Source organism: Limisphaerales bacterium (assembly GCA_014382585.1).
GTDB lineage: Bacteria > Verrucomicrobiota > Verrucomicrobiia > Limisphaerales > UBA1100 > JACNJL01.
On sequence record JACNJL010000058.1, the window covers coordinates 43,259 to 69,193 of the forward strand.

The following is a 25,935-nucleotide window of genomic DNA, read 5'->3' on the forward strand; positions in this document are numbered from 1 at the left end:
AACTGTTCTTCTCAAACGCAAAACTTTAGGCCTCCTCGTAGCCGAGCGCGCTATAGCCAGCGCTTTGGCCGGGTTCGTCGTTGACGGTGACGAATTGAACCCACAAACCCACGCACGCGAATTGAATTTTATCTCCGGTTTCGCTTCCCGCCCGTCAACCACCCCAGCGTGAAGCGCGCGAAGGTGATTGTCTCGTACGCACTCGTTTCACCGCGTTCGTAAATGATGCCGATCGAATTATCCAACATCACGGTAAGATTCGAATATGCGGCGGGACCGGCATAAAGCTGACGGCTGACGGGCCACGTTTTGCCTTCGTCGCGGCTGAGCCGCACGGTCATTCGATTGCGCGACTGACTGGCTGGGTTGGAGAACAGCAACCGATTTCCATCGAACCGTATGAAACTAGCCTGACAAACCGGCTCGATGAGCGTGGCGTCGTCGACGGAACGCCCCCACGTTTCGCCGCCATCTTTGCTGATGGCGATGGCGCGAAGATTTTTTCCGCGATAGCTTCGCATATTCATCATTAAGCGTCCATCGGCCAATTCCACCACGGCGCATTCGTTCATACCGCGATCGGTGGGCTGGCCCATTTTCCACGTTTTGCCGTGGTCATCGGAGTAGAGGCTGTGGGAATGACCGTTGGTGTTATAGGTGTTGCGCCCGCCACGCCGGTGGTCGCACGGCATCACGAGGCGACCAGCGTGTTTGCCTCCAGTGAGCTGAATGCCATTGCCCGGACCAGTGGCCACCCATGTCCAATTTGGCTTAATGGCCACATTAGAAATGTCTTTTGGTTTGGACCACGTTCGGCCGTCGTCTTTGCTGTGGGTGATGAACACTTTTTTGTTATCGCGACATAGGCTCATCCAAATGAACCCAGTGGATTGATCGACCACAGGACACGGATTGCCAATGGTGACTTTTGCGTCGCCGCCTTCTTCGTACACGATGGATTGCGGGCTCCACGTTTTGCCGAAATCGGATGAGCGTTTCACAAGCAAATCCAAATCGCCGTGATCGCCCCGCCCGGTTTTACGGCCTTCGCAAAAGGCAAGCAGCGTGCCCTTCTTGGTCACAATGAGTGCCGGGATGCGGTACGTGTGATAACCATCCTTGCCGCTGACGAACACCGGCGTTTGAACCAACCCGGCAGCGGATGAAAAAATGGAACTCAAGAGCAATGCGAGCAACAGCTTCATCCCGCGATTTAACCGTTGCCGCAACAAAGTGAAAGCCTAAAGCCCCGTGTCGCCTTTGCGCCGCAGCAAGCCGGAACGGTTGCGGGAATTCAGCTCCACATCGGGCGAATCGGCCACGTGCACCCACACGTGCACGTGAGGCGCACCGCGCCAATGCCAAACGAACGCCGGGCCTTCGAGACGCCAGTTGTCGTAAATGCCGTCGCGGCCCAGGTCGTCGCGTTGGTAAAAGGTGAGGTGACATGAGTCGAGGCCGCCGTTCTTTTTCAGCGCGGCCACCGCTTCGTCCCGATCGCTTTGGCGGAAAGGTTCGAGCAACAGGCGCAGAATGTTTTGCAGGTGCGCCTTTTGATCGCGCGCCATATTGGCCACGGGCGCGCCGGTGAATTGGCCTTTCGGTCCGCGGAAAGCAATCTCCCCCTCGTCGGGCGCTTCCTTCAGCATCGCTTGTTGGCGCAATTTCCCATCGAGCATTTTGTGCAGCTTATTGGCCTCCAGCGCTTGATGCCAAAAAATGTTGTCGGGATGATCGGCCTTTTCAAAATAACCGCTGGAGCCTTCGTCGCCATACATAATGGGGCCGGCAAAGGCGACGTGATCGGCGGAGTCGCCATCGCAGCGCAAGGTACCGTGCCGACCGCTCTGCACAAACTCAAATTTGCCCGAGCCCGGCTCGCCGAAGATGGCGATGGCCTGACGTTTTCCCCAGCCTTTCATGTCGTGCTTGAGCTGGAGGTCGAAGCGGTCAATCCAATCGGGATTCAGCAATCCCTCCCAAATGGCGCGAATGATATCCTGTTGGTCGTTCGTGAAAAACTCACTGCGAATGAGCGGCTTGGTGATAAGCCAATTGTTCGAGATATGTTTACGCAACAGGCCATTGTGATTTTTGTAATCCCACGGAAAACAAACCGCCTTGCGTTGCTTGACGTCAAAGGTCTTGTACAGCGTTTTCACCAGCGACTCCGAAGTGGCCTTGCGCGCGGCGAGTGCCGGCAATGCTGTCCCCGCGAGTGCTGCTGCGCCGGTGATTTGGAGAAAATTGCGTCGGTTGATTTCTGGTTGGTTTTTGATCATAGGTTACACTTTCACTTTCAATAATCGCTTGGCCTCTTCATAACCCGGCGCACGGTGGCCGGGGCCTTGGCCGCGTTTGTCGTTGACGGTGTAGCCGTAGCAACTGGCGGTGACGCGGGCGAGCGAAACCATTTGCCGCCAGCGGAAGGCCTTGCGCATCGTGGCGAATTCTTCGTTGGCGGTGCGGTAATATTTCTCCGCGTGCAAACGGCCATCTTCGCTGGTGCCGTATTGAATGAGCAAATCCAGCAGCGCGCGTTGCGGATGGCCGAGCGCGCCGTAACGATGAGTGAGCGCGCAGGCGCGGAGTTGGTTGTTCTCGCGGATCGCGGCGTCCAACTCGGTGAGCAACGCTTTGGGCGTGGTGGCTTTAACGCGCTCGAGTTGCACGGGCTCGGGGAATGGTTTTGGTTTGTGGCCTTCTTTGCTGTGGCTTTGGGCGACGTTGCCGGCGGCTAAAATCAGGCCGGCCATCGCGTGTCGGCGACTGCTCACGCGGGCGATGTTGCGCCACGCGTTCACCATATCACTGGCATGCACGCCCGCTGAATCGCCGTGCGTGCGCCGTCCATAATAGTTACCCTTCCAAACTTCCACTTGGCGCAGGATGAGTTGATTAGCCGCGAGCGAAATGGCTTCGCCCACGTGCTCGGGCAGAATGCCTTCCGCCAACGCCGCTGCCGCTGCCTCGCTGGCTTGGGGGCGGTTGAGCGTCAGCAAATTGAGCGCGAATGTTTCCACCCACGTGTCATCGGCCTTGCGCGTACCGACGGGACGACTGAGCAATTTATATTTTTCAAGCAACTTCGGCACTTGCGAGGACCGCGATTTCCCGCCCGCGCATTGGCGGATGGATTGCCGGAGCAACGTGAGCGCGTGTTCCTTGCCGGTGAGCTCCAGCACATCGTACGCGCGCCACGGCATCACCACGGTGTGGACGTTGTGGTTATCTTCCACGTGATGCAGCACACCGTTGAGCGCCGTCTCAATCGTTTGCCCGGCGAGCGCGGCAAGCAACTGCTCGGCCTTCGCCTTATCGCCCGCGAGCGTGGCAGCGTGCAACGCTTGCGCGGCCTTTGAATTTTCAGACAACTTCGCCGCCTTCAATGGCTTGAGCACATCCTTCCCGTGGAGGCCGTTTTTTTCCGTATAAAATGAGTTGCGATAAAGCACTTTCAAAACCGGCAACGCCTCCTGGCCTTTCGGCATTTCGCGCGACATATCAAACGCCGGTGCAAGCGCCATAAAGGTATGAAAGCCGTGATAGTTTTCACCGCCAAATGTGCGCGCATTGGCCAACGTCCCGGCGGCCACCAATTGGCGCAACGGCACGCCCGCGTTGAGCTTGCCAACAAGCATAGACAAAATTTTCGCGGTGGGCGTTTCCTGCATCAACCCGACCAATGGCTCGAGCTTGCCAAAAGAAAGGCGCGGATCTTCCTCAGCGGCAAATGCCGTGGACACGCCAAGCTCCCCGGCCAACGAAGTGCCGAGACTGGCGACCAACATGCCTTGACCAACGTTTGATAGAAATTCACGGCGATGGGTTTGAGTGAGGGGTGTGGATTGTGTCATCATTTTCCTTTCGTTTGGAGTGCTTGCCATAAAGTGTACGCCACAAACGAAAGTACGCCACCAAAAAGTTTGGCTGCCGATGGCGGGGATTTTCCCGTGTCAGCCCCTGATTTTGGTTTGAATCGGCGGGCTTTTTGGCGCAAGAGTTCTGCGTGTGAAGACTGTGTCGCTTACTGAAAAAGAGTTTCCGCTGCCGCTGCTGGGCACCGCCGATTTGCACGGCCCCACCGGGCTGGAAGCGCACGGATTGGAACCGCGCGGCACGGTGCGTTGGAATTACGAGACGCCCGAGCTACAACAGCACGCGATGCGCCGCGGCGAAGGCGATCTTTCTGCGCACGGCGTCTTCACCAGCCGTACCGGCGCGCGCACGGGCCGCTCGCCCAAGGACAAATTCACCGTGTGCGATGACGTCAGCGAGGACACCATTTGGTGGGGCAAAATCAATCAGCCGTGCGAGCCGGAGTTGTTTGATAAAATGCTCGGTCACGCACAGTGGTTTCTTTCGCATCGCGAGGAGCTGTTTGTGCAGGATCTTTTTTGTGGGGCTGATGCGGCCGATGGGGCAAATCGCATCAGCCTGAGGGTGGTCACCGAAAGCGCGTGGCACGCCGCCTTTGCGCGCACGATGATGATCCGCCCCACCGCCGACCAACTCGCCACGCACGAGCCGGAATACACCGTGCTGCACACGCCATATCTCTTGGCCGATCCCGACAGCGTGGACGGCCTCGACTCCAACGCTTTCATTTTACTTTCGCTCAAACACAAGCTCGTTCTCATCGGCGGCACGCAATACGCTGGGGAAATCAAAAAATCTTTGTTTTCCATAATGAACTATCTGCTGCCCGCCACCGGTCAGCTGCCGATGCATTGTTCGTGCAACACAACGGGGGACAACACCGCCGTCTTCTTCGGCCTTTCCGGCACCGGCAAAACCACCCTCTCCGCCGACCCCAACCGCCGCCTCGTGGGGGATGACGAACACGGCTGGACCGACCACGGCATATTCAATTTCGAAGGCGGCTGCTACGCCAAGCTCATCAACCTCAAAGAAAAAGATGAGCCTGCTATTTTCGCCACCACCCGAATGCCCGGCACCATTATGGAAAACGTCATCCTCGGCCCCGATGACACGCCCGATTTCACCAACGATTCACTCACCGCCAACACCCGCGCCGCCTACCCCATTGAGTACATCGAAAACCGAGAACCCAGCGGCACTGCCGGTCATCCGCAAAACATCGTCTTCCTCACGTGCGACGCCTTTGGCGTGCTTCCCCCCATCGCCCGCCTCACGCCCGAGCAAGCCGCCTACCATTTCATCAGCGGCTACACCGCCAAAGTCGCCGGCACCGAGATGGATATCGTCACCCCCACCGCCACCTTCTCCACCTGTTTCGGCGCCCCCTTCATGCCCCGGCACCCCGGAGTTTATGCCAAGCTCCTCACCGAAAAAATCGCCCGGCATCAGTCCCAATGCTGGCTACTCAACACCGGATGGATCGCCGGCGGCTATGGCCAAAGCGACCGCATCAAAATCAAGTGGACCCGCGCCCTCCTCAACGCCGCATTAGAAGGCCACCTCGCCAACGTCGATTACAAAACCGATAACCGCTTCGGCTTCCAAATTCCGCAAGCGTGCCCCGACGTCCCAAGCGAAATCCTGCCCCCCCGCGACACCTGGGAATCCCCCACCGCCTACGACACCCAAGCCGACCACCTCGCCCAAATGTTCCGCGACAACTTCCAACAATACGCCCCCGACACCCCCGCCCCCATCCGCAACGCCGGGCCGGCAGGGACGAGCTCTACCTTGTCCCAGTCCTAAAACAGTTAAAAGATACGGATTCCGCCGATTCACACGGATGAACACGTTATCCGTGTGAATTTGTGAAATCCATATCACTCCCTCCTCCGCCTCCAGTTTAGCTTAAATTATTATCTATTCTTTTTGTAAGAATCCCACTTTTCAGGCGTAACCCTGTTAGCGGCAAAAGTGCGCTCCACCCTGAAACTCAAATTACCTACCCAGCAAAAAAGGACAAAATATGAAAACACCCGATCCAATCCAAAAACGAGGGTTCACCCTCATCGAACTCCTCGTCGTCATCGCCATTATTGGCATTTTGGCTGCGATGCTATTGCCAGCACTTGCCCGGGCAAAGGCGAAGGCACGGCGCATTAAATGCGTTAACAACTTGTCCAGCATCTACAAGGCGCACCTTGGATTCGCCCAAAATAACGATGAACGTATGCCATGGCAGCTCACCTCTAGAGGTGTTCAAAACCACTTGGACTCCAGCACCACCCCAGCAAACCGATTTGGTGCTAAAATCGCAGGCCCTTATGTCAACGTGGCTGTCAATGAATTGCACGCTCATGTCAAATCACTCCACACCGCCGGCGTGTACACCATCGCGGCGATGAAACAGGAACTGCAAACCCCAAAAATTATTTTGTCCCCCTGCGACCCCACCCGGGAAGCAGCCAATGAAGTCGTGCAAAATAATTGGGCCACGTATGACACCAAGACCAAAGGCCCAAGTGCCGAGGTGGGCAAAGGCTCCAGCTATAACTTAGTGCGCGGCGCTGACACTCAACGCCCGTCCGCCCCTTTGGCAGTCACCCGAAACCGATCCCACAACAACCTAACCTCCACCGGCACGTATTGGCTGGGGGCCGACTCAGATTCGAGCAACCGTAGGACGATGGCGGGCCTGAATGCCTCGCAGGGCCAATTGGTAATGATGGACGGCAGCGCCAGACAATCCACCGATGCAGATTTCGGGGATAAAGGCAAAATCACCCGTCTCTCTTGGGGTTGCTCCGGTGGAGTGGCTATGGGCGATACGAGTATGATTACTATGCGCGGAGTTGGACTTGATTGATCGCCCAGCCTAAAATCTGCGATGTTCCAAACCCTCTAAGTTTTTGACCAGATTCATTAAATTAATTGCAATGAAGAAACTTATCCGATTCTGCCCCATCGTGATCATTTTACAAATGGGCATTGGGTGTTCCTCCACACTGCCTGCACCATTTTACAGCCCGATTTCCCCCGTGTACTACACAAAAAAATCTACTCATGCGGTACAAATTTCGGAAATCACCGACAATCGCGGCAACGCTGACCCAGAGGTGTTTTTTATAAATGATCGCGACCCGTTCAAAGCCAAATTCAATGTGCCCGTTTCCGATATTGTAGCCAAGGCACTCAGAGTCGAGCTTAGGAAATTCGGGATGATGATTATCCAACACCCAACAGCCTCGCACAAGCCTCAAGTAATTCTTGAATGTGATATTCTACAGTTTAGCTGCCGGGAATCGAGCACGGGATTCGCTAAAAATAATCATCTCACTTTCTTCGTTGAACTCAGGTTTCGATGGCGAAATCCAAGCACAGGCCAAGTCATTTCAGAAAACACTCGTATGCGGCGGTTTACGCATCCTTCTAAATTTCCCAAAGGTTTCGATTCTTCAACCAGTTTTATGCACATGAAGGAATTAAACGAGTACGTCAAGGTATTGGTCCAAGTATTGTTACCCGATGTCATCAGGCAGGAAACCAGAAACAATCCAGTTATTAATAATTGACACGCTAATTATTATGCATAACCCACTGAAGCAAAAGCATAAAGTTGAGCACTCAATCATATTGCCTCTAATTTCAGTATCACTGAGCCTCCTGATCTTCGGCTGTGCTGTACCCGGCGGCAGGCCTTATTCCGGAATTCTAAATTCCATCAGTCCACGTGACGTCATCGGCACATATCAAAACCCCACCTTCCCCAATCTGACACTTGTTTTCCTTGGAAACGGCACAGTTGAATCCCATTCATTTGGCATGAGGGAAACTGCATCAGGCACCCATGGTAAATGGAGAATTTATGGAAATGAGATTCACTTCACTCCAACTGCATCCAGCAATGCGACCACCGAAGAGAAAAACTCGATAAAATTTCTAAACATTTCAATGATATACAATACGGTTCCCAGCGGGTTAAAATGTATTGGAATGATTATTGGAGAAAAACGAACTAAATTGAATCCATCTTCACAGAAAACGTTTGTTAAAATCCGTTAATTTCAGATGGGAATGATATTCGTTCAGTTAATCGTGCTTCTTCTGATAATCTCGGAAAAATATTTTCAGTGGCTGAGAATCTTTATCTCCACGCCTGTCAATCCACGATTGTAAATCCGCAGGGAATCCATCGCTCCCACAAAACTTCCCGCTGCCTCATGGCCGATGCGGAGGCCGGAGGAACCCCAGGCGAGTTTTCCGGGGCCCACGTTTTCCCTCTCTATTTCAATTCCATCAAGATACAGCAGCTTTGTCTCGCCATTGTACACGGCCGCGACGTGATGCCATTCGCCTCGCTGAAGGGCGTGCAAATGTTTAATCTGGTGATATGGCGTGTTGCTACCAAAATCGAGCTGGTCATTCCACAACCTAAAAAAAGCAAAGCCAGGCTCAGGAATACGATCCACCAGACCGCCAAAATCTTCTTGCTCAAGACTGCGTGACACATCAGCAATGTTAATCCACGCGGTAATCGTTAGATTGGTTAACGTCTCCAGACTTTTTGAGGGCGCGACGATAAGATGGGTTTGGTTACCATCAAAAATGCAGGCTTGGCCGAGCTTCCCCTTGCGCCCCGGACCAAAAGTAATTTCCCCGCGAGCCTCGGCGTGATTTCTGTAAGGCGACTGGTCGCGGGTGTTTCCGTTAAAATCAAAACGACAAATGAGGCCGGCCTCCAAATCCACCTGCGGTAGCGTGGCCGGCTGAGAAGAGGGTTTACCGAAGCCAACCCAAAGAACAAGCAGCACAATTCCCAACCCGGCAACCCACGCGAGGACAGGATTGCGATGGGGCGTTTGGATTTGCCCTTGGAGGATGGCTTCGAGGATTTGGGCGAAATCTTCGGCGGTGGGGCGGGTGGCGGGGTCGGGGTCACAGGCTTGGAGGATGAGGGTGTTTAGGGCGTGTAGTTCGGGCGGGCAGGCGGGATCGCGCAGGGCAGGCGGGGGTGAGGGGAAGGCGTGGCGGTCGTGGCCGGTGATCATTTCGTACAGCACTTTGCCCATTGCGTAGACGTCCGCGGGGGGTTGGCCGAGGCCTTCGCGGGGGATGTAGCCGTGGGTGCCCATCACGGAGCGGGAGCTATTAAGGGGGGCGACGAGGCCAATGTCGGCGAGCTTGGGGGCACCTTTTACAAATATGATGTTGGCGGGTTTGAGGTCGCGATGGACGAGACCGGCGGCGTGCAAATGAGCAAGTGCCTCGGCAAGGCGTCGGGCGTGATTGAGAGTGTCGGACAGGGTGAGCGCGCCGTGGGCGTCGATGTCGTCCTGTAAAGTGCGGGGGGCGTAGGTTTTGGGGGCGATGTCTTCACGATCTCCTTCGCGTGGATCGGCGAGTTCCATCACGCAATAGTAACCGGCATCGCCTTCCACACGGCCGACTTGGAGGACGTTAACGAGGCCGGGGTGTTCGCGGGAAACGGGTTCAAAAGATTGGATGCCTTCGTACTCACGCTCGAACGGGCGGTCGTGCTCGAAGCGATCGCGCCGGACAATTTTGACCGCGCGCCAAGTGCCGGTGGCATTACGCGCGAGCCACACATCGCCGTAGCTGCCGCTGGCGATGCAGCGCAGGAGTGTGTGCTCGGGGATGGTTGGCTGATTGGGTTCGAGTGAATCGGTCATTGGATTTTATTTGTAGCCCGGCTCGGTGAGCCGGGCTACATTGGTGCGCGTCGTTTCCTCAACTATTTTCATATCGCCTCCTTGTGCAGGGTTGCGCGGAAGCGATGCCAGAGTTTGCGGCGCAGGCGGTCGTGACCGCGGCGGGGTGGGTGTTGGGCAAAGGCTTGAACGCATCGGATCGCGAACCATCGGCACGCCAAACATCGAATCCAATTAGCGGGGCATTCAATCATCGGCTATCCTCTTCGCGCCGAAGGGTTTCCAGCTCGCGCTCAAACATCCGGCCGAGGCGGTGTTTGGTGACGTACACGAGCCCCGCGCTCACGCGCAACGCGCGGCTTATCTCCGCGACACTCCATTTCTCGATAACGTAACAATGGAAAATCTGAAAATGCTTGGCGGAAACATTTTGTTGCACGCGTTGCATGGCCGTGTCGGCGAGGTTTTTGTGCCAGTCGGCATCCCATTGTGCGTCGGGCAAAATAACGGTGGGGTCGGGAAAATTTTCTAATTCCTCGGCAAGCTCGCCGCCGAGGGCGTTATCCACCACAGCGCGGCGTTGGCGGTGGCGGATGTGATCAGTGATACGCGAACGAGTGAGGGTGAGCAGCCAACCCTTGAAACTGCCGCGCGCTCGGTCGTATTCAAAATCCCGGATATGCCGCGCCACGGTGATGAGCGTTTCCTGCACGACATCCTGCGCCTCAGCATCCGCAAGGCCGGATTTGCGTGCGGTGCTGTAAATGAGTTTCCAGTAGAGATTGAAAAATTCCGACCACGATTCATCATCGTCCAACTCCCGCAAGCGCTCGAGCAACGAGCTGCGCGTGGCATTAACGACGTGGGTGGCATTCTTCGAACCGGCCTCCTCCATAACTTCTCTCAACAGGAATACGTGGCGCGGATTCATTTCTTACAAAATAGTTGAGGAAAGATTGAGAAATGTACTGGCGGTCATTATGCGCTGATCTGGCGAAAGCTCAAAACCAAATCCATCCTTCCGGTTTTTGGGCTGTTGAGCTATCTTCAACCTGTGACCACACCCTCAAACCCCCTCCCCTCGCACATTGTGGTGCACGGAAATTGTGTGGACTGCGGGCGGCCGGTGGAGTTTTCGCCGGCACCTTTTACAGGGAAAGCGTCCAAGCCCCTTGCGCCGGGCAATACACGGCTGCACATGGAGATGCCGGATGAAGTGCAGCACAAAAGCCCCGAACGCTGCAAAAAATGTAAGCTGGCCCACTACACAAAATGGCAGGCGCGAAGGAAACAATTACCGTGGCTAATTGGATTGGTGACGGGATTGCTGGCGCTGGCGGGTTGGATTCTTTTGAAATGACGAATTCAGATTTACGATTTACGAATCAAAACCAATCGTCACCCATCACCCCCCCGGGCCACCGGCCCGGGCTACATCTCCCCATCAACCCTCAACTATCAACCGCGGCCAAAGGCCGCTCCGCTACTCAATCACTTCCTGGCGTTGCTTTGCGGTTTCGGCTTCTAATTCTTCCTGCAATAGTGCGGTTGGAAATTCCGGGTCGGCGGTGACTTTGATTTCCTGGACGAATTCTTTGCCATCCACCGTTAGGATGACGATGAAGGTGCCCGCGCCGGCCGATGCGCCGGGGCGAGTGAGGTTGGGCGCGGGACGGCCGGGACGGCCGCCGGCTGTCCCTTTGCCGGGTGCGGGGCGCGGGGCGGGAGGACGGGCGGCGGCGCGCAAATCCCAGCGAACGGCGTGGAGGCCTTTAGATTTTTCCACGGGCAACCGCCGAATGGCTTGGCCGCGGGCATTGCGAATTTCCAGTGACGCCGTTTTTGCGTTTTCACCAAGGTGATAAAAAATCCGGCTGCCGAAAGCCGGATTTGTACCAGCAAAATTCCGATGGCCCGAGCGTGAAAACCCGAGCGCGCCCCCCCACAAAACGCCTTCGCGCGGTTGAAACAAATGTGCTGTGGCCGCCGCCACTTTTTGGGTGAACTGACGCAGCGGAGTGATCTCCAAAATCCACGCGCTGCGGCCGTGGGTGCCCGCGACAATTTCGCCCGCGGTAGGATGCACTGCAATCTCGTGCACCGCCACAGTGGGGAAATTATTCTTCAGGCGAAGCCAACTTTTGCCCCGATCCACGCTGGCGAATACGCCGAACTCCGTGCCGCAATAGAGCAGATTTTCGTTCACCACATCCTCGCGCAAACAACGCGTGCTGCCCTTCGGCAAATTCGCCACTAACGATTTCCACGTGGCGCCGAAATCTTCGGTCGCATAAATATGCGGCGCGTCGTTGTTGGATCGATGGCCATCGAAAGCCACATAGGCGCGGCCTTCGGCAAAGCGCGAAGCCTCGATGCTGGCCACGTGAAAGGGTTTTGCCAGACCAACTTGTTTGACAAGATTCGTCCATGCCTGTCCACCATCGCGCGTGAGCCACAGCGCGCCGTCATCGGTGCCTACCCACAGCACACCGGATTTGCGGGGTGATTCTGCAAGAGCGGTGGCCGTACCGCGATCGGTGAGGCCGAGCTTGGGCGAAATGCGCTGAAGATTTTCACCACGATTGAGTGAACGAAAGGCGTAGTTTCCCGCGCTGTAAAAAATGCGCGAGTTATGCGGGCTCAGTGTGAACGGCGTTTTCCAGTTAAACTTCACGTCCTTACCCGGCGGGCGGAGTGTGTAGCGCTCGCCGGTTTTCATATTGACGCGCCAGATGCGGCCGCCCTGCATTTCGCAGTAGACGGTGAATGGATCTTCGGGATCGGCCCGGCATAAAAACCCATCGCCGCCACCGATGCGCAGCCAATCGCTATTGACCGTTCCGCGCGTTCCGCGTTTGCGATTAGGCGCACCCCAGGAGCCGTTGTCCTGTAAACCGCCGTACACCCAATAGGGTGCGCGGGTGTCCACGCCGATATCATAAAACTGGCCGATGTCCATCACGTTATGGAAATCCCACGTGACGCCGCGATCGTGCGTGATGTACAAGCCGCCGTCGCAGCCGAGGATGAGATGGCGACCGTCGCGAGGATTGATCCACAGCGCGTGGTGATCCGGATGCACGCCGCGCGCGCCGGCCTTGAAGGTTTTGCCTCGATCGGTGGAGGTGTGAAATTGGATGCCCATCACGTAAATGAAATTGTCGTCAGTGGGATCCACGAAAATTTGGCTGTAATAAAACGGACGCGGGTTGAGGCTGTTGATGCGCTTCCAAGTTTCGCCGCCATCTTCGCTGCGATAAATGCCGCCCGTTTCGTTCCCCACCGCGCCCTGCTCTTTCATCGCGTTGGCGCGCTGGCCGCCGAGGTAGCTGGCGAAAGGCCGGCTGCTGTCGCCGCCCCGTTTGCCAAAGGTGAGTTCGACTTCCAATTCCCCGTCATCGCGCTTGAGTTTCACTTTCACTTTATCCTTCGGCTTGTGGGCGCGAATGGCGACGATGAGGTCGTTATAGCTGTTCACTTTTTTCCCGTCCACCTGCAAAACAAGATCACCGGCTTGGATGCCCGCCTTAGCTGAGGGGCCATCTTGGGTCACGCCTTGAATGAGTGCTTCCCTCACGCGGTTGCCGCCGCTGATGCCCATGAACGCCGTGGCGGGGCCGTCGCCAATTTTATCCGTCTCGACGATGGCGTAAACCACGGCAGGATTTTTTTCATAAAACGCAATGCCCACGCGGCCGAGCGGTCGTGTCGGCAAGCCCTTTTGCAGCTTCGTCCAATTCGCGCCGGCGTCGGTGGTCTTGTAAATGCCGCTGCCGGGGCCCCAACGCTTGGCGGGATCGTTGGAGTCAAAGCCGTCCCGCTCGCGTTCGTACATCGCCACGATGAGCGTGTCGGGATTGGTCGGATGCATCTTTAATTCCACGCAGCCGGTTTTGTTATCGACGTGTAAAACCTTGTTCCACGTCTTGCCGCCGTTGGTGGTTTTGTAAACGCCGCGTTCCTCATTCGGCCCCCATAAACGACCGAGTGCACCCACGTAAACGATATCCGGATTGTTTGGATGAATGGCGATGCGCCCGATTTGAAAGGATTTTTTCAAACCCATATTGGCCCACGTTTTGCCGCCGTCGGTGGATTTATAAACGCCATCGCCCCAGCTCACCGAGTTGCGGGCGTTGTGTTCGCCGGTGCCCACCCAGATGACTTTCGGATTACTCCGCGACACCGCCACATCGCCGATGGACACGGTGGATTGTTTTTCAAAAACCGGCGTAAACGTTGTGCCATTATTAGTGGTCTTGAAGAGCCCGCCCGAAGCGGTCGCCAAATAAAATGTAAACGGATCATCCGGCAGCACCTCCAAATCCACAATCCGCCCGCCCATACTCGCCGGCCCAATCGACCGCCATTGCATTTGCGCCACCCACGCCTCCTCAAATCTCACCGGTTCCGAAGCAATCGGGGCATCGGTTTTATTTTCATCCTGAGCCATCGCGGCGCAGGCCAACAGCGGCAGCATCAGCCATGCTTTACTTTGCATACAGCGAGTGTAGCATTCGCCTCCGGGGGGGCAAAGTAAAAGGGCTTAACCTGTTCCCCGCCTCAACCCATCATGAGCGACCGACTGCAAAAATACATCGTGATTATTTTCGGCATCGCGACCGTAACAATGGTTCTCTGGACCCAACGAGAAGCGATTCACGATTTAACTGAGCCGGAGGTGCCGGAAAAACAACCCGCGAATTTGGATGAACGCGTGGAACAATTGCTCGCGCGCGGGGAGGTGCTCACTCAGCAGCATTGCGTCGCGTGCCACACGCTGCCCACGCCGGAAATGCTCGATCGCGGCGCGTGGGATTTGACGCTTGCCCGAATGTTACCATGGGTGGGCTTGGTGCCGCCCGGCACGGGCCTATCCAATACCAATGGATTTGACCGCGTGTTGGCCGCCGGATTGTACCCACCCAAACCGCTCATGCCTGATCAAGATTGGAAACTGATTCACAGCTATTTCCTCACCAAAGCTCCCCGCCATTTACCTCGGCCGAGTGGTGTGAAATTTGTCGGCTCACAAAAAACATTTGCCGCGATCACCCCCGACGCACCTTTTGATGCGAGCTGCATCGCAGTTCGGGTTCAACCAAATACCGGCGGTTTGTGGGCCACCCATTATCCCACAAAAACAGTGCACCGAATGACCCCCGAATTAAACTGGCAAACTCCAGCCATCAAACTGGGCGGTTCACCTGTGGAAATGCGATTCACATCCGACGGCATGGTGGGCGCATTGATCGGGAGCTTTATGCCTTCCTTCGAACAAAACGGCGCTTTAATCCGCTGGCGCGATGGCAAGGCGAACACATTGGCCGCATCGCTTTACCGGCCCACCGACGTGTTACCTGTAGATTTAAATGGGGATGGCCGAGAAGATTTGGTCGTCTGCGAATATGGCCACTACACGGGCAGCGTATTTTGGCTGGAAAACAAAGGCGATACATTTGAACGCCACACATTGCTCGACATGCCCGGCTGCCTCAACGCAGCCAGCGCTGATTTCAACGGAGATCAACGGCCCGATCTGGTCATCTTAACCGCCCAGGCACGCGAGGCGGTTTACCTCCTCCTCAATTTGGGCGACAACCATTTTGAACCAAGCATGTTACTGCCCCGCCAGCCGATGTGGGGACACTCGCATATTGAAACCTATGATTTCAATAATGACACCCACCCCGATCTTCTCATTACCAACGGAGACAACGGCGAACTGAACCCCGCACTGTCACGCCCTTACCACGGGGTGCGCGTGCATTTGAATGATGGTAAAAACAATTTCACAAAGGAACTTTTTTTCTCACAACCCGGCGCGTACAAAGCCCTTGCTGCCGACTTCGATTCAGATGGCGACTTGGACATCGCCTCGATCGCATTTTTTGCGGATTACAAACTCAACCCACACGCAGGATTTATTTATTTGCGACAAGACGCCGCCCTGAAATTTTCCGCCCACTCACTGCCCGAAGCAGACCGCGGTCGATGGATCACCCTCGACGCCGGGGATGTTGACCGCGATCAGGATATCGATCTGGTTCTTGGCGCGCACAACATGCCCCAACGACAAATTCCAGACGCACTTCGAAAACGCTGGGCGGAAAAACCAACCCCCATCTTGATCCTCAAAAACCTCACGAAATAACCCACACACCCAGCCATCTGTGACTGAATATACGTTGCAACAGATCGGTCTGATAGGTAAAATTAACCCAAATATGAAAGCAATTCTGACTTTTCCCACCGTTTTCATTGCGGTGTTTGCGATCAACGCTGCCAGCCCGGATAAGGGCACTAAACCGGTTAGTTACTTCGATCAAATTCGCCCCATCCTGCAGGCCAATTGTCAGGGCTGCCATCAACCGGCCAAAGCCAAGGGCGGTTATGTAATGACGGAATTTGCAGCACTCTTAAAAGGCGGCGATGACGAAGGTGCGGCCGTCGTACCGGGCAAACCGGATGAAAGCGCATTGTTGGCGCTAATCTTGCCCGACAAAGACGGCGAAGCGGAAATGCCCAAAGGAAAAGATCCGCTACACTCGGCCGAGACTGAGCTGATCAAACAATGGATCACCGAGGGCGCGAAGGACGACACGCCCGCCAGCGCGCAACGCAAAGTCGATACCGAGCATCCGCCAATATACACGCTGCCGCCGGTGATCACTTCACTGGATTATTCCCCCGACGGCACTCTGCTCGCCGTGGCCGGTTTTCACGAAGTACTGTTGCACAAAGCCGATGGCTCCGGATTGGTCGCGCGGCTCATCGGATTGAGCGAGCGGATTGAAAGCGTACGCTTTTCGCCGGACGGAAAATTCCTCGCCGTCACCGGCGGCAACCCCGCGCGCATGGGCGAAGTGCAAATTTGGGACGTCGCCAAACGCAAACTCGCGCTCTCGCATTCCAGCACCTTCGACACCATCTACGGCGCCAGTTGGTCGCCCGACGGCAATGCCATCGCCTTCGGCTGTGCGGACAACACCGTCCGCGCCATCAACACCAAGACCGGCGAACAGATTTTCTATCAAGGTGCCCACACCGATTGGGTGCTCGGCACGGTGTTCGATGTTAAAGGCGAACACCTCATTTCCGCCGGACGCGACATGACCTCCAAACTCACCGTCTTCAAATCCTCCCGCTTCGTCGACAACATCACCTCCATCACACCGAAAGCGCTCAAAGGTGGCATCGCTTCCATCACCCGCCATCCCACGCGCGAGCACATCCTTGTGGGCGGCGCGGATGGCGCGCCACAAATCTATCGTATCTTCCGCCAAACCAAACGCGTCATTGGCGACAACGCGAATCTCATACGCAAATTCCCCGACATGCCCGGCCGCATCTTCAGTGTGCGCTACTCCAAAGACGGCAACATTTTCGCCGCCGGTAGCGCCCTCGACGGGCACGGGCAGGTGACGTTGTACTCCGCAGAGGTGCCGGAAAAAATCCCGGCCGACATCACAGCCATCCAAGCCAAGCGCGTGAAAGACCGCAAACCGGCTGAGATCATCAAGCTCGATAAATTTCACAACGACGGCGTCAAACAAATCGCCAAGCTCGATATTCCCGCGAGCGGAATTTATGCGCTGGCATTTAGTCCCGACGGCAAAACCCTAGCCGCTGCCGGCAGCGACGGACACATTCGTTTTCTCAACGCCGCCGACGGCAAAGAGTTGAAAAAATTCGTGCCCGTCGCCCTGAGCAAACCCGGCGCCAACGCCGCCATGGCCACTAAGGGCGGATTGAACCCCACGAAGACCCTCACCGAATCACTGCCCAAAGGTGCGAAGATCGCCAGCTTGAACATCGAACCCGCGAACATTTCGCTGACCGGCGCAGGCGATTACGCGCAGGTGCTCGTCACTGCCCAGTTCACAAATGGGACGCGGGCCGATGTCACCCGCATTGCCAAGCTCACGCTCAACGGTGCCATCGCCACAGCGAACGCGCGCGGACAAGTGACGCCCGCCAAAAATGGCGCGGGGCAATTCATCGCGGAATTGGGCGGACAAACCGTCACAGCCAAAATCACGGTCAATGGCATTGGCTCTAAACGCAAAATTGATTACGTGCGCGACGTAATGCCGGTGCTCTCCAAACTCGGGTGTAATGCGGGGACGTGCCACGGCGCGAAGGACGGCAAGAATGGATTCAAACTTTCGCTACGCGGCTACGATCCATTGTACGATGTGCGGGCGTTCACCGATGAACTCGCCAGCCGTCGCGTCAATATCGCATCACCAGCAGATAGTTTAATGCTGCTCAAATCCACCGCCGCCGTACCGCACGAAGGCGGGCAAGTCACCAAACCGGGAGACAAGTATTACGCCATTTTACACGAGTGGATTACCACCGGCGCGAAGTTGAATCTCAAGTCAGCGCGGGTGGTATCGATTGAGTTGTCGCCGCAAAAGCCGGTCATCCAAAACATCGGCGGCCGGCAACAGATGCGCGTCATCGCCACATACAGCAACGGCGAAAAACGCGACGTTACCGCCGAGGCTTTCATTTCCAGCAGCAACCAAGACGTGACCGATGCGGACAAAGGCGGCCTCGTCACTGTACTGCGCCGCGGCGAGGCGGCGGTACTCGCACGCTTCGAGGGCGCGTATGCAGCAACCACGATCACCGCAATGGGCGATCGCTCAGGCTTTGTTTGGAAACAACCCGAGACGTGGGGCGACATCGACCAGCTCACCGCTACTAAATGGAAACAAATGAAAATTGCGCCCTCGGGTTTGTCCAGCGATGCGGAATTTTTGCGACGCGTCTACCTTGACCTCACCGGCTTGCCGCCCAGCGCAGAAGCCGTGGAAAAATTTCTCGCCGATAAACGCCCCACTCGCATCAAACGCGAGGGGCTCATCGATGAGTTAGTGGGCAACGAAAATTACGTTGATCATTGGGCAAACAAATGGGCGGACCTGCTGCAGGTCAACCGGAAGTTCCTCGGCGCGGAAGGGGCGAAGGCGTTTCGCGAGTGGATCCGTAATGAGGTAAAAACCAACACGCCTTACGACGAATTCGCGCGCAAAATCCTCACCGCGAGCGGGTCGAACAAAACCAATCCGGCGGCAAGCTATTACAAAATTTTACGCAAGCCCGATGCCATTATGGAAAATACCACGCACTTGTGGTTGGCCACGCGGTTTAATTGCAACAAATGCCACGACCACCCTTTCGAACGTTGGACGCAGGATCAATATTATGAAACTGCCGCGTTCTTCGCGCAGGTGGGCTTGAAAAATGACGCCAAGGCCAGCGGCAAAAAAACTGTCGGCGGCACTGCGGTGGAAGGAAAGAAACCATTATTCGAAGAAATTTTCGACAAGCCCAATGGCGACATGAAACACGAACGCACCGGCGCGGTCACTGCGCCGAAGTTTCCGTTCGTAGCCCAGTTTGATAAAAAAGAAAAAGCCACTCGCCGCGAGGAACTCGCCGCGTGGATCACCAGTCCCGACAACCGCTACTTTGCGCGCAGTTATGTGAATCGCCTTTGGGGTTACCTGCTCGGCGTGGGCATCATCGAGCCGCTGGACGACATTCGTGCGGGCAATCCCGCTTCCAACCCCGAATTACTCGACTGGCTCACGGCGGAATTCATCAAGAGCAAGTTTAACGTGCAACACGTCGTGAAACTCATTTGTAAAAGCCGCACTTATCAACTGTCCATTGCCACCAATCCGTGGAATGAAGATGATGGCATCAATTATTCGCACGCCCTGCCCCGTCGGCTTCCAGCAGAGGTGTTGTACGACGCAATTCATTTTGCCACCGGCACAAAAACTAAGATTCCCGGTGTGCCCGCCGGCACCCGTGCTGCTGCATTGCCCGATTCGGGCGTGAAGCTGCCCGATGGATTTCTTGGCACTCTCGGCAGACCCTCGCGTGAAAGCGCCTGCGAATGCGAGCGCATCAACGGTCTGCAGCTCGGCCCTGTGATGGCGCTCATCACCGGTCCCACGGTGGATGCCGCCCTCACCGCGCCCGACAACGACATCACCAAACTAGTGAAGGAGCAACCTGATGATACTCAACTGGTCAATGGACTCTACCTCCGCATCCTCAACCGACCCGCGAGCAAAGCGGAGATTACTAAAGCCGTGGAACTGCTCAATTCCATTGAGCCCGAACATCAGGCGTTGCTGAAGGAATTGGCCGCGTACGAAAAGCAGTTGGAACCGGTCACCCAAAAAAGAGAAGCCGCACGGCAAGCCAACATTGACGAAGCGAAGGCCAAGCTCGCCGCATATGAAAAGGAAATTGCCCCGCGTGAGAAGAAACTCAACGACGAACAAAACGCCCGCGTCGTCGCCGCCGAAAAAGTATTAAAAGAACATCAAACCAAACTGAACAAACAATACACCGCATGGCTTGCCAATCCCGCCAGCAAAACAATGTGGGAGCCGCTTGAGTTTAGTGAATTAAAATCCAAAATTGGCACCACGCTGGCCAATGAAAAAGACGGCGTTATTTTTGCCAGCGGCAAGAATGGCAAGGATACTTTCACGCTAACCACCGAAATCCACGCGAAAGGTCTCACCGGACTGCGACTGGAAGCATTGCCGGATAAACGCCTACCCAAGGGTGGCCCCGGACGCGCGCCGGATGATGGCAATTTTGTGCTCACTGAACTGGAACTTTTCTGGGCTCCCAAGGACAAGCCAAATGAACGGAAACCGCTCAAGCTCGAAAAAGCCAAAGCCAACTTTAGCCAAAACAGTTATGCTGTGACCACCGCCATCGACGGCAAACTCGCCGGTGCCTCCAACGGGTGGGCAATTGCACCGCAAATGAACAAGCCGCACACAGCGTCATTCGAAATCAAAGATACCCCCAATAACGAGGCTCCAATTCTGCTGACATTCGAAATGAAACAGGAATTCCAAGGCAACAACTGGCAACTTGGGAAATTCCGTTGGTCCATCACACGCAGCAAAAAACCTGTTGATTTCGGGCATCCGCAGAACATTGCCGACCTCCTTGCGCTAGCTGCCGATAAGCGTGATGCTAAACAAAACAAAACGCTCAAAGATTATTACAACAAACAGGACACCCAGCTGGCGAACCTCAGCAAAGCCTTAGCCGATGCCAAAAAGCCGCGGCCCATCGACCCCAAACTCAAGGGACACCAAGCCGTACTCAGTCGCGCTCAAGCGCCCTTGCTTATTGACCCCAAGCTGACCACCCTCGAACGTGCCGTCGGTCTCAGTACAACGCAGCTCTCCAACAAACGCCTTTACGGCGCCCAGGACATCGCCTGGGCACTCATCAACAGCCCCGCGTTTTTATTTAATCACTAACACTCGACAAAACCCAATAAACCGTTACTCTCAAAACAAGCGAAGGAACACACGATGATTAGAATACCCGGACAACGCGGAAAAGATTTGTGCGACTCTCACCTCGGCATGACGCGGCGCGATGTGCTGCGCGTGGGCGGCTCAGGCATGCTCGGGCTCTCGCTCGGCGGGATGCTTGAGATGCAAGCTCAGGCAAAGGACAAAAAAGGCGGTGGCCCCGGTTGGGGCAAGGCGAAAAGCGTCATTCTGATTTATCTGCAAGGCGGCCCGAGCCATCTCGATTTATGGGATCCCAAGCCCAATGCGCCCACCAATGTGAAGAGCGTATTCGCGCCGATCCAAACCAAAATCCCCGGCGTCAATTTCACCGAGTTGCTGCCCAACCTCGCCAAGGTGAACGACAAATTCACGATGATGCGTTCGGTGAGTTACACGCCCAACGGATTGTTCAATCACACGGCGGCCATTTACCAAATGATGACCGGTTACACGACCGACAAGGTGAGCCCCTCCGGCCAGCTGGAACCGCCCAGCCCCAAAGATTTCCCAAACTTCGGCTCCAACATCACGCGGCTTCAACCACAGGAAGAGCCCATGCTGCCTTTCGTAATGCTGCCGCGCCCGTTGCAGGAAAGCAACGTGATCGGCAAGGGCGGCTCCGCCGGATTCCTTGGCAAGGCGTACGACCCTTACACGCTGTATCCCGCCGGTGGCGATATGGATATGGCCAAGATGGACAAAATTAAAATCGATGACCTCAAGATGCGCCCCGAGGTATTCAGCCATCGCCTGCGCCGCCGCGCCCGCCTTCGCGATTCCATCAACGAAGCGATGCCCGACATCGACAAAGCGGTCGCTAAGTTTAACCTCAACGAATATTACGACCAAGCGCTCAACCTCATTGTCAGCGGCCGCGCCCGCAACGCGTTTGATCTCAAACAGGAGAAAGACAAAACCCGCGACCTCTACGGCCGCAACACCTTTGGCCAAAGTTGTCTGCTCGCCCGGCGCCTTGTGGAAGCCGGCACGCGCGTGGTGGAAGTCGTGTGGCCCAAAGTTGCCAACAGCGACAACCACTCGTGGGACGTTCATCAGGGCCTCGAGGCGCGCATGAAAAATCAATCGGCTCCCATGCTTGACCGCGGCCTCAGCGGGCTACTTACCGATATGGATGAGCGCGGCTTGCTCGACGACACGCTCGTGCTGTGCGTCGGGGAGTTTGGCCGCAGCCCTCAAAAGGGCCTCTCCACCAGCGGCAACAACAACTCTGCTACCGGCCGCGACCACTGGCCGTACTGCTACACCGGTGTCATCGCCGGCGCGGGCATCAAGCGCGGCAACGTGTTTGGCCAATCCGACAAAACCGGTAGTGCCCCCGACACTGACCCCATTCACCCCACTGAATTGCTGGCCACCATTTATCACGCCTTCGGCATTGAGCCTGGCACCATCGTGTACAACCACCTCAACCAACCCCGCGAACTCGTCAAAGCTGAGGCACAGTTAAAGCTATTCGGATAACCGGGACGAACAATATAATCCAGCTCCCCAAGACCCGGAATTCCGGGTCTTTTTTAATGATTATGGCGCGCGATACAATCGCTGACACAATGATATTTCGTGGCCATTTCCAGACACCCACCGGTCGAAAGCTGCCCCACATTTGCACGGTATAATTCCTGCCAGGGCGTCTGGTGTTTAAGATCACTAGCCGTAAACTCTTCACGGCGCTTGGCTATTTCCTCATCGTCCACCAGCAATTCAACCGTGCATTGATTCAGGTCCACACGAATTTCATCACCCGTTTGAAGCAGCGCCAGATTTCCGCCGGCGGCTGATTCCGGGGATACATTTAAAATACTCGGGCTTGCGGCAGTCCCGCTTTGCCGGCCATCGCCCAATGTGGGGAGCGTGCGAATGCCCTGCTTAATCAGAGCCGCCGGGGGTTGCATATTGACCACTTCCGCCGAGCCGGGATATCCCACCGGACCGCACCCCCGAACGACCAACATACAACGATCATCGATTCCCAAATCGGGATCGTCGATTCGCGCATGATAATCTTCCGGCCCTTCAAACACCACCGCACGAACGGTGAAACAATTTTCTTCGCCGGGCGCGGAAAGATATCGTTCCCGGAAGCCGTCACTAATGACGCAGGTCTTGATCAATGCCCCGTCAAACAGATTGCCCGACAGCACCAGAAAACCTGCCTGCTCCTGCATTGGCTTATCGTATGCAAAAATAACCTCGCGATCCGGCGGCGGCACTTCGGAATAATTTTCTCCAATCGTCTGCCCGCTTACCGTCATTGCCCCGGTATGGATGCGCCCTGCCTCAATCAATTCCCGGGCCACAGCCGGCATGCCGCCCGCCCGATAGAATGCTTCGCCGAGATAGGTTCCCGCCGGTTGGCAGTTGACTAATAGTGGCACATCATAGCCCACCGTTTGCCAGTCAGCAAGATCCAGCGGCACGCCAATATGCCGTGCAATGGCATTAAGATGAATGGGGCAATTGGTCGATCCCCCAATCGCTGTGTTCATCACAATTGCATTTTCAAATGCCTCTCTCGTTAAGATTTGTGACGGGCGCAAATCCTCCCCCACTATGGCCACGATGCGCACGCCGGTTGCGTATGCCATCTGCATTCGTTCGCGGTATGCCGCGGGGATTGCGGCGCAACCCGGCAATGACATGCCCAACGCCTCGGCCAGTGAATTCATCGAGAGCGCCGTGCCCATCGTATTACAATGCCCGACACTTGGGGAGGAGGCCGCCACTTGTTCCATAAACTCCTCATAGCTGATTTTCCCTTCGGCACATTCTTTGCGCCCCTCCCAAATCATGGTTCCGGATCCGGCCAATTCACCCTTATGCCAACCATCCAGCATCGGCCCGCCACTTAGCACGATGGCGGGAAGATCCGCCGTCGCCGCGGCCATTAACAGAGCGGGGGTGGTCTTGTCACAGGCAGTGGTCAGCACAACCCCGTCCAGTGGATACCCGTGCAAAATTTCCACTAAACCGAGATAGGCCAGGTTACGATCCAGAGCTGCCGTAGGGCGACGGCAACTTTCCTGGATCGGATGCACTGGAAAAATCAACGGCACACCACCCGCATCCCTAATCCCAGCCGCCGCGCGCTCGGCGGTTTGCAAGTGAACACGATTGCACGGCGTGAGATCGCTGCCGGTTTGGGCGATGCCAATGATTGGCCTCCCGGATTGTAATTCATCGAGTGTCATCCCGAAGTTTAGATAGCGTTCCGCATAAATCGCGGTCATGCCGGGGTTGCCCGGGTTATTAAACCAATTTTCGCTGCGTAATTTATTTTCAGGTTCAGCCATAATGAAGTGCGGAAAAGCTACCGGAGACGTTACCAAAAGTCACCTCGAATGAATCTTGCCTCAAACGCTTCCCTCCCGCAAAGTCGCCGCCGTGTTTTCACTTAAGAACAAAAATGCTATTGTCACCGGAGCCGGCAGCGGTATCGGACAAGCCATTGCCCGCGCACTCGCGAAACAAGGGGCCGTGGTGGATATTCTCGAAATAAACCTTGAGGGGGCAGCTGAAACCCTTGAAGCCATCCAAGCCGACGGCGGCACGGCCGCTGCACATGAATGCGATGTGACCGATCAGGCGGGAACAGCCGCTGTTTTCAAAAAGATTGCCGACAATCGTGGACAGCTTGATTGCCTGATAAACAATGCCGGGGTTGCGCACGTCGGAAACGTATTAACCACCTCTGAAGAAGATTTCGACCGCGTGCTCAACGTAAACGTGAAAGGCGTTTATAACTGCCTCAAAGCAGGAGTTGCCCACATGCAACACAGTGGCGGTGCCATCGTCAATATCGCCTCCACCGTAAGCGTGATGGCCATCGACGACCGCTTCGCATACTCCACCAGCAAAGGTGCCGTGCTGACAATGACCTATTCGGTCGCACGCGATTACCTCAAGCAGGGCATCCGTTGCAATGCCATCCTGCCCGCACGCATCCACACACCGTTTGTCGATGGGTTTATTCAGAAAAACTACCCGGATAACGCTGACGAAATGTTCAAAAAACTTTCTGAAGCTCAACCAATTGGCCGCATGGGGAAACCGGACGAAGTTGCTGCGATGGCCGTGTTCTTGTGCAGCGACGAAGCCTCTTTCATCACAGGCTGCCCCTACCCTGTAGACGGCGGCACATTATACATTCGATAAAATGAAACTTATACGAGTTGGTAATCCCGGAGAGGAAAAACCCGGCGTGCTCTCCGAAAACGGTACGCGCACTAATGTCAGCGCTTTTGGCGAGGACTATGACGAAACATTTTTCGGATCCGATGGGCCCGCACGATTGGCTGTTTGGATTCAACAGCAAAACAATCTTCCTTCTTTTGACGACCACGCGCGCCTCGGCCCACCCCTGACTCGCCCGAGCAAGCTCATTTGCATCGGCCTCAACTACAAGGCCCACGCGGAAGAAAGCGGAACACAACTGCCGCCCGAGCCAGTAATTTTCTTCAAAGCCACCAGCGCCATCGTCGGCCCGAATGACGACCTCGTCATCCCCCGCAACGGTGACAAAACTGACTGGGAAGTTGAAATGGCATTTGTCATCGGGAAAAAAGCAAACTACGTCGATGAAGCAAATGCCCTCGACCACGTGGCCGGCTATCTTTTGCACAATGATTACAGCGAACGCGCGTTCCAACTCGAGCGCCACGGCCAATGGGTGAAAGGGAAAAGCTGTGACACGTTTGCCCCCCTCGGCCCTTTCATTGCCACCGCCGACGAGGTGCCCGATCCCCAAAACCTCAATCTATGGTTGAAGGTAAACGGCGAACAACTTCAAGATAGCAACACCAGCGACATGGCCTACGGAGTACAACATTTAGTACACTACCTGAGCCAGTTCATGACATTACTGCCCGGCGATATCATCAGCACCGGCACCCCCAGTGGAGTTGGGCTCGGCTTTGATCCTCCACGATTTCTGCAGCCCGGAGACGTGGTCGAACTGGGCATCACCGGTTTGGGCGAATCCAAACAAACTGCAGTTTCAGCAACCTAACCCA

Annotated in this window: 16 protein-coding genes and 1 pseudogene; 10 read left to right on the top strand and 7 right to left on the bottom strand. The window is 55.7% G+C overall.

Features of this window, described 5'->3' with window-relative positions; all coding sequences use genetic code 11:
* Positions 1 to 128 precede the first annotated feature (128 nt).
* From H8E27_13395 to H8E27_13405, 3 genes are read right to left on the bottom strand one after another with little or no spacing between them, the layout of a single operon-like run.
* Positions 129 to 1,229, bottom strand: a complete 1,101-nt coding sequence (locus tag H8E27_13395) for an exo-alpha-sialidase (protein ID MBC8326609.1) — start codon at positions 1,227 to 1,229, stop codon at positions 129 to 131.
* Between the two features lie 12 nt (positions 1,230 to 1,241).
* On the bottom strand, positions 1,242 to 2,282 hold the full coding sequence (locus H8E27_13400) for a DUF3500 domain-containing protein (protein ID MBC8326610.1): 1,041 nt from the start codon (positions 2,280 to 2,282) through the stop codon (positions 1,242 to 1,244).
* Positions 2,283 to 2,285: 3 nt separating this feature from the next.
* Positions 2,286 to 3,860, bottom strand: a complete 1,575-nt coding sequence (locus H8E27_13405) for a hypothetical protein (GenBank protein MBC8326611.1) — start codon at positions 3,858 to 3,860, stop codon at positions 2,286 to 2,288.
* 187 nt (positions 3,861 to 4,047) lie between these two features.
* Here H8E27_13405 and pckA point away from each other — a divergent pair, with 187 nt between their 5' ends.
* The 4 genes and pseudogenes from pckA to H8E27_13425 all read left to right on the top strand — a co-directional run bounded on the left by pckA (position 4,048) and on the right by H8E27_13425 (position 7,944).
* Positions 4,048 to 5,688 carry a phosphoenolpyruvate carboxykinase (ATP) gene (pckA, locus tag H8E27_13410; GenBank protein ID MBC8326612.1) on the top strand — a complete coding sequence of 547 codons (1,641 nt, stop codon included), beginning with the start codon at positions 4,048 to 4,050 and terminating at the stop codon, positions 5,686 to 5,688.
* A gap of 220 nt (positions 5,689 to 5,908) precedes the next feature.
* Positions 5,909 to 6,010 (top strand): annotated as a pseudogene (locus H8E27_13415) (prepilin-type N-terminal cleavage/methylation domain-containing protein).
* A gap of 808 nt (positions 6,011 to 6,818) precedes the next feature.
* Positions 6,819 to 7,454, top strand: a complete 636-nt coding sequence (locus tag H8E27_13420) for a hypothetical protein (protein MBC8326613.1) — start codon at positions 6,819 to 6,821, stop codon at positions 7,452 to 7,454.
* A 13-nt stretch (positions 7,455 to 7,467) separates the two neighbouring features.
* Entirely contained in the window at positions 7,468 to 7,944 is a 477-nt protein-coding gene (locus H8E27_13425; GenBank protein ID MBC8326614.1) for a hypothetical protein, read from the top strand.
* Positions 7,945 to 8,009: 65 nt separating this feature from the next.
* Here the strand turns inward: H8E27_13425 and H8E27_13430 are convergent, their stop codons facing one another.
* Both H8E27_13430 and H8E27_13435 read right to left on the bottom strand, forming a co-directional pair.
* Positions 8,010 to 9,572, bottom strand: a complete 1,563-nt coding sequence (locus H8E27_13430) for a protein kinase (protein MBC8326615.1) — start codon at positions 9,570 to 9,572, stop codon at positions 8,010 to 8,012.
* 229 nt (positions 9,573 to 9,801) lie between these two features.
* Complete coding sequence (locus tag H8E27_13435) at positions 9,802 to 10,482, bottom strand: sigma-70 family RNA polymerase sigma factor (protein MBC8326616.1); 681 nt, start codon at positions 10,480 to 10,482, stop codon at positions 9,802 to 9,804.
* A gap of 123 nt (positions 10,483 to 10,605) precedes the next feature.
* On the opposite strand from H8E27_13435, the gene H8E27_13440 reads away from it, so the two are divergent.
* Positions 10,606 to 10,911 (top strand): hypothetical protein, encoded by a 306-nt coding sequence (locus H8E27_13440; GenBank protein ID MBC8326617.1) that lies wholly within the window; start codon positions 10,606 to 10,608, stop codon positions 10,909 to 10,911.
* Positions 10,912 to 11,034: 123 nt separating this feature from the next.
* Here H8E27_13440 and H8E27_13445 read toward each other — a convergent pair whose 3' ends face one another.
* Positions 11,035 to 14,052, bottom strand: a complete 3,018-nt coding sequence (locus tag H8E27_13445; protein ID MBC8326618.1) for a PDZ domain-containing protein — start codon at positions 14,050 to 14,052, stop codon at positions 11,035 to 11,037.
* 72 nt (positions 14,053 to 14,124) lie between these two features.
* Here H8E27_13445 and H8E27_13450 point away from each other — a divergent pair, with 72 nt between their 5' ends.
* The 3 genes from H8E27_13450 to H8E27_13460 all read left to right on the top strand — a co-directional run bounded on the left by H8E27_13450 (position 14,125) and on the right by H8E27_13460 (position 22,387).
* Positions 14,125 to 15,705, top strand: coding sequence for a VCBS repeat-containing protein (locus tag H8E27_13450; GenBank protein MBC8326619.1), 1,581 nt, complete (start codon positions 14,125 to 14,127; stop codon positions 15,703 to 15,705).
* A gap of 73 nt (positions 15,706 to 15,778) precedes the next feature.
* A complete protein-coding gene (locus H8E27_13455) occupies positions 15,779 to 20,866 on the top strand; it encodes a DUF1549 domain-containing protein (protein ID MBC8326620.1) in 5,088 nt (1,695 codons plus the stop codon).
* A 54-nt stretch (positions 20,867 to 20,920) separates the two neighbouring features.
* The gene (locus H8E27_13460; protein MBC8326621.1) at positions 20,921 to 22,387 is read left to right on the top strand and encodes a DUF1501 domain-containing protein; all 1,467 of its coding nucleotides are present in this window, start codon (positions 20,921 to 20,923) and stop codon (positions 22,385 to 22,387) included.
* Positions 22,388 to 22,440: 53 nt separating this feature from the next.
* Here H8E27_13460 and H8E27_13465 read toward each other — a convergent pair whose 3' ends face one another.
* Positions 22,441 to 24,216 carry a dihydroxy-acid dehydratase family protein gene (locus H8E27_13465; protein MBC8326622.1) on the bottom strand — a complete coding sequence of 592 codons (1,776 nt, stop codon included), beginning with the start codon at positions 24,214 to 24,216 and terminating at the stop codon, positions 22,441 to 22,443.
* A gap of 91 nt (positions 24,217 to 24,307) precedes the next feature.
* On the opposite strand from H8E27_13465, the gene H8E27_13470 reads away from it, so the two are divergent.
* Together H8E27_13470 and H8E27_13475 are read left to right on the top strand one after the other, a co-directional pair.
* A complete protein-coding gene (locus H8E27_13470) occupies positions 24,308 to 25,078 on the top strand; it encodes an SDR family oxidoreductase (GenBank protein ID MBC8326623.1) in 771 nt (256 codons plus the stop codon).
* A 1-nt stretch (position 25,079) separates the two neighbouring features.
* A complete protein-coding gene (locus H8E27_13475; protein ID MBC8326624.1) occupies positions 25,080 to 25,931 on the top strand; it encodes a fumarylacetoacetate hydrolase family protein in 852 nt (283 codons plus the stop codon).
* Positions 25,932 to 25,935: the final 4 nt, after the last annotated feature.

Bases quoted from the DNA above. Each gene is read 5' to 3' on its own strand.
- H8E27_13420 (MBC8326613.1), top strand. From the start codon at position 6,819: ATGAAGAAACTTATCCGATTCTGCCCCATCGTGATCATTTTACAAATG.
- H8E27_13425 (MBC8326614.1), top strand. From the start codon at position 7,468: ATGCATAACCCACTGAAGCAAAAGCATAAAGTTGAGCACTCAATCATA.
- H8E27_13450 (MBC8326619.1), top strand. From the start codon at position 14,125: ATGAGCGACCGACTGCAAAAATACATCGTGATTATTTTCGGCATCGCG.
- H8E27_13475 (MBC8326624.1), top strand. From the start codon at position 25,080: ATGAAACTTATACGAGTTGGTAATCCCGGAGAGGAAAAACCCGGCGTG.
- H8E27_13430 (MBC8326615.1), bottom strand. From the start codon at position 9,572: ATGACCGATTCACTCGAACCCAATCAGCCAACCATCCCCGAGCACACA.
- H8E27_13400 (MBC8326610.1), bottom strand. From the start codon at position 2,282: ATGATCAAAAACCAACCAGAAATCAACCGACGCAATTTTCTCCAAATC.
- H8E27_13435 (MBC8326616.1), bottom strand. From the start codon at position 10,482: ATGAATCCGCGCCACGTATTCCTGTTGAGAGAAGTTATGGAGGAGGCC.
- H8E27_13455 (MBC8326620.1), top strand. From the start codon at position 15,779: ATGAAAGCAATTCTGACTTTTCCCACCGTTTTCATTGCGGTGTTTGCG.
- H8E27_13445 (MBC8326618.1), bottom strand. From the start codon at position 14,052: ATGCAAAGTAAAGCATGGCTGATGCTGCCGCTGTTGGCCTGCGCCGCG.
- H8E27_13405 (MBC8326611.1), bottom strand. From the start codon at position 3,860: ATGATGACACAATCCACACCCCTCACTCAAACCCATCGCCGTGAATTT.
- H8E27_13465 (MBC8326622.1), bottom strand. From the start codon at position 24,216: ATGGCTGAACCTGAAAATAAATTACGCAGCGAAAATTGGTTTAATAAC.
- H8E27_13460 (MBC8326621.1), top strand. From the start codon at position 20,921: ATGATTAGAATACCCGGACAACGCGGAAAAGATTTGTGCGACTCTCAC.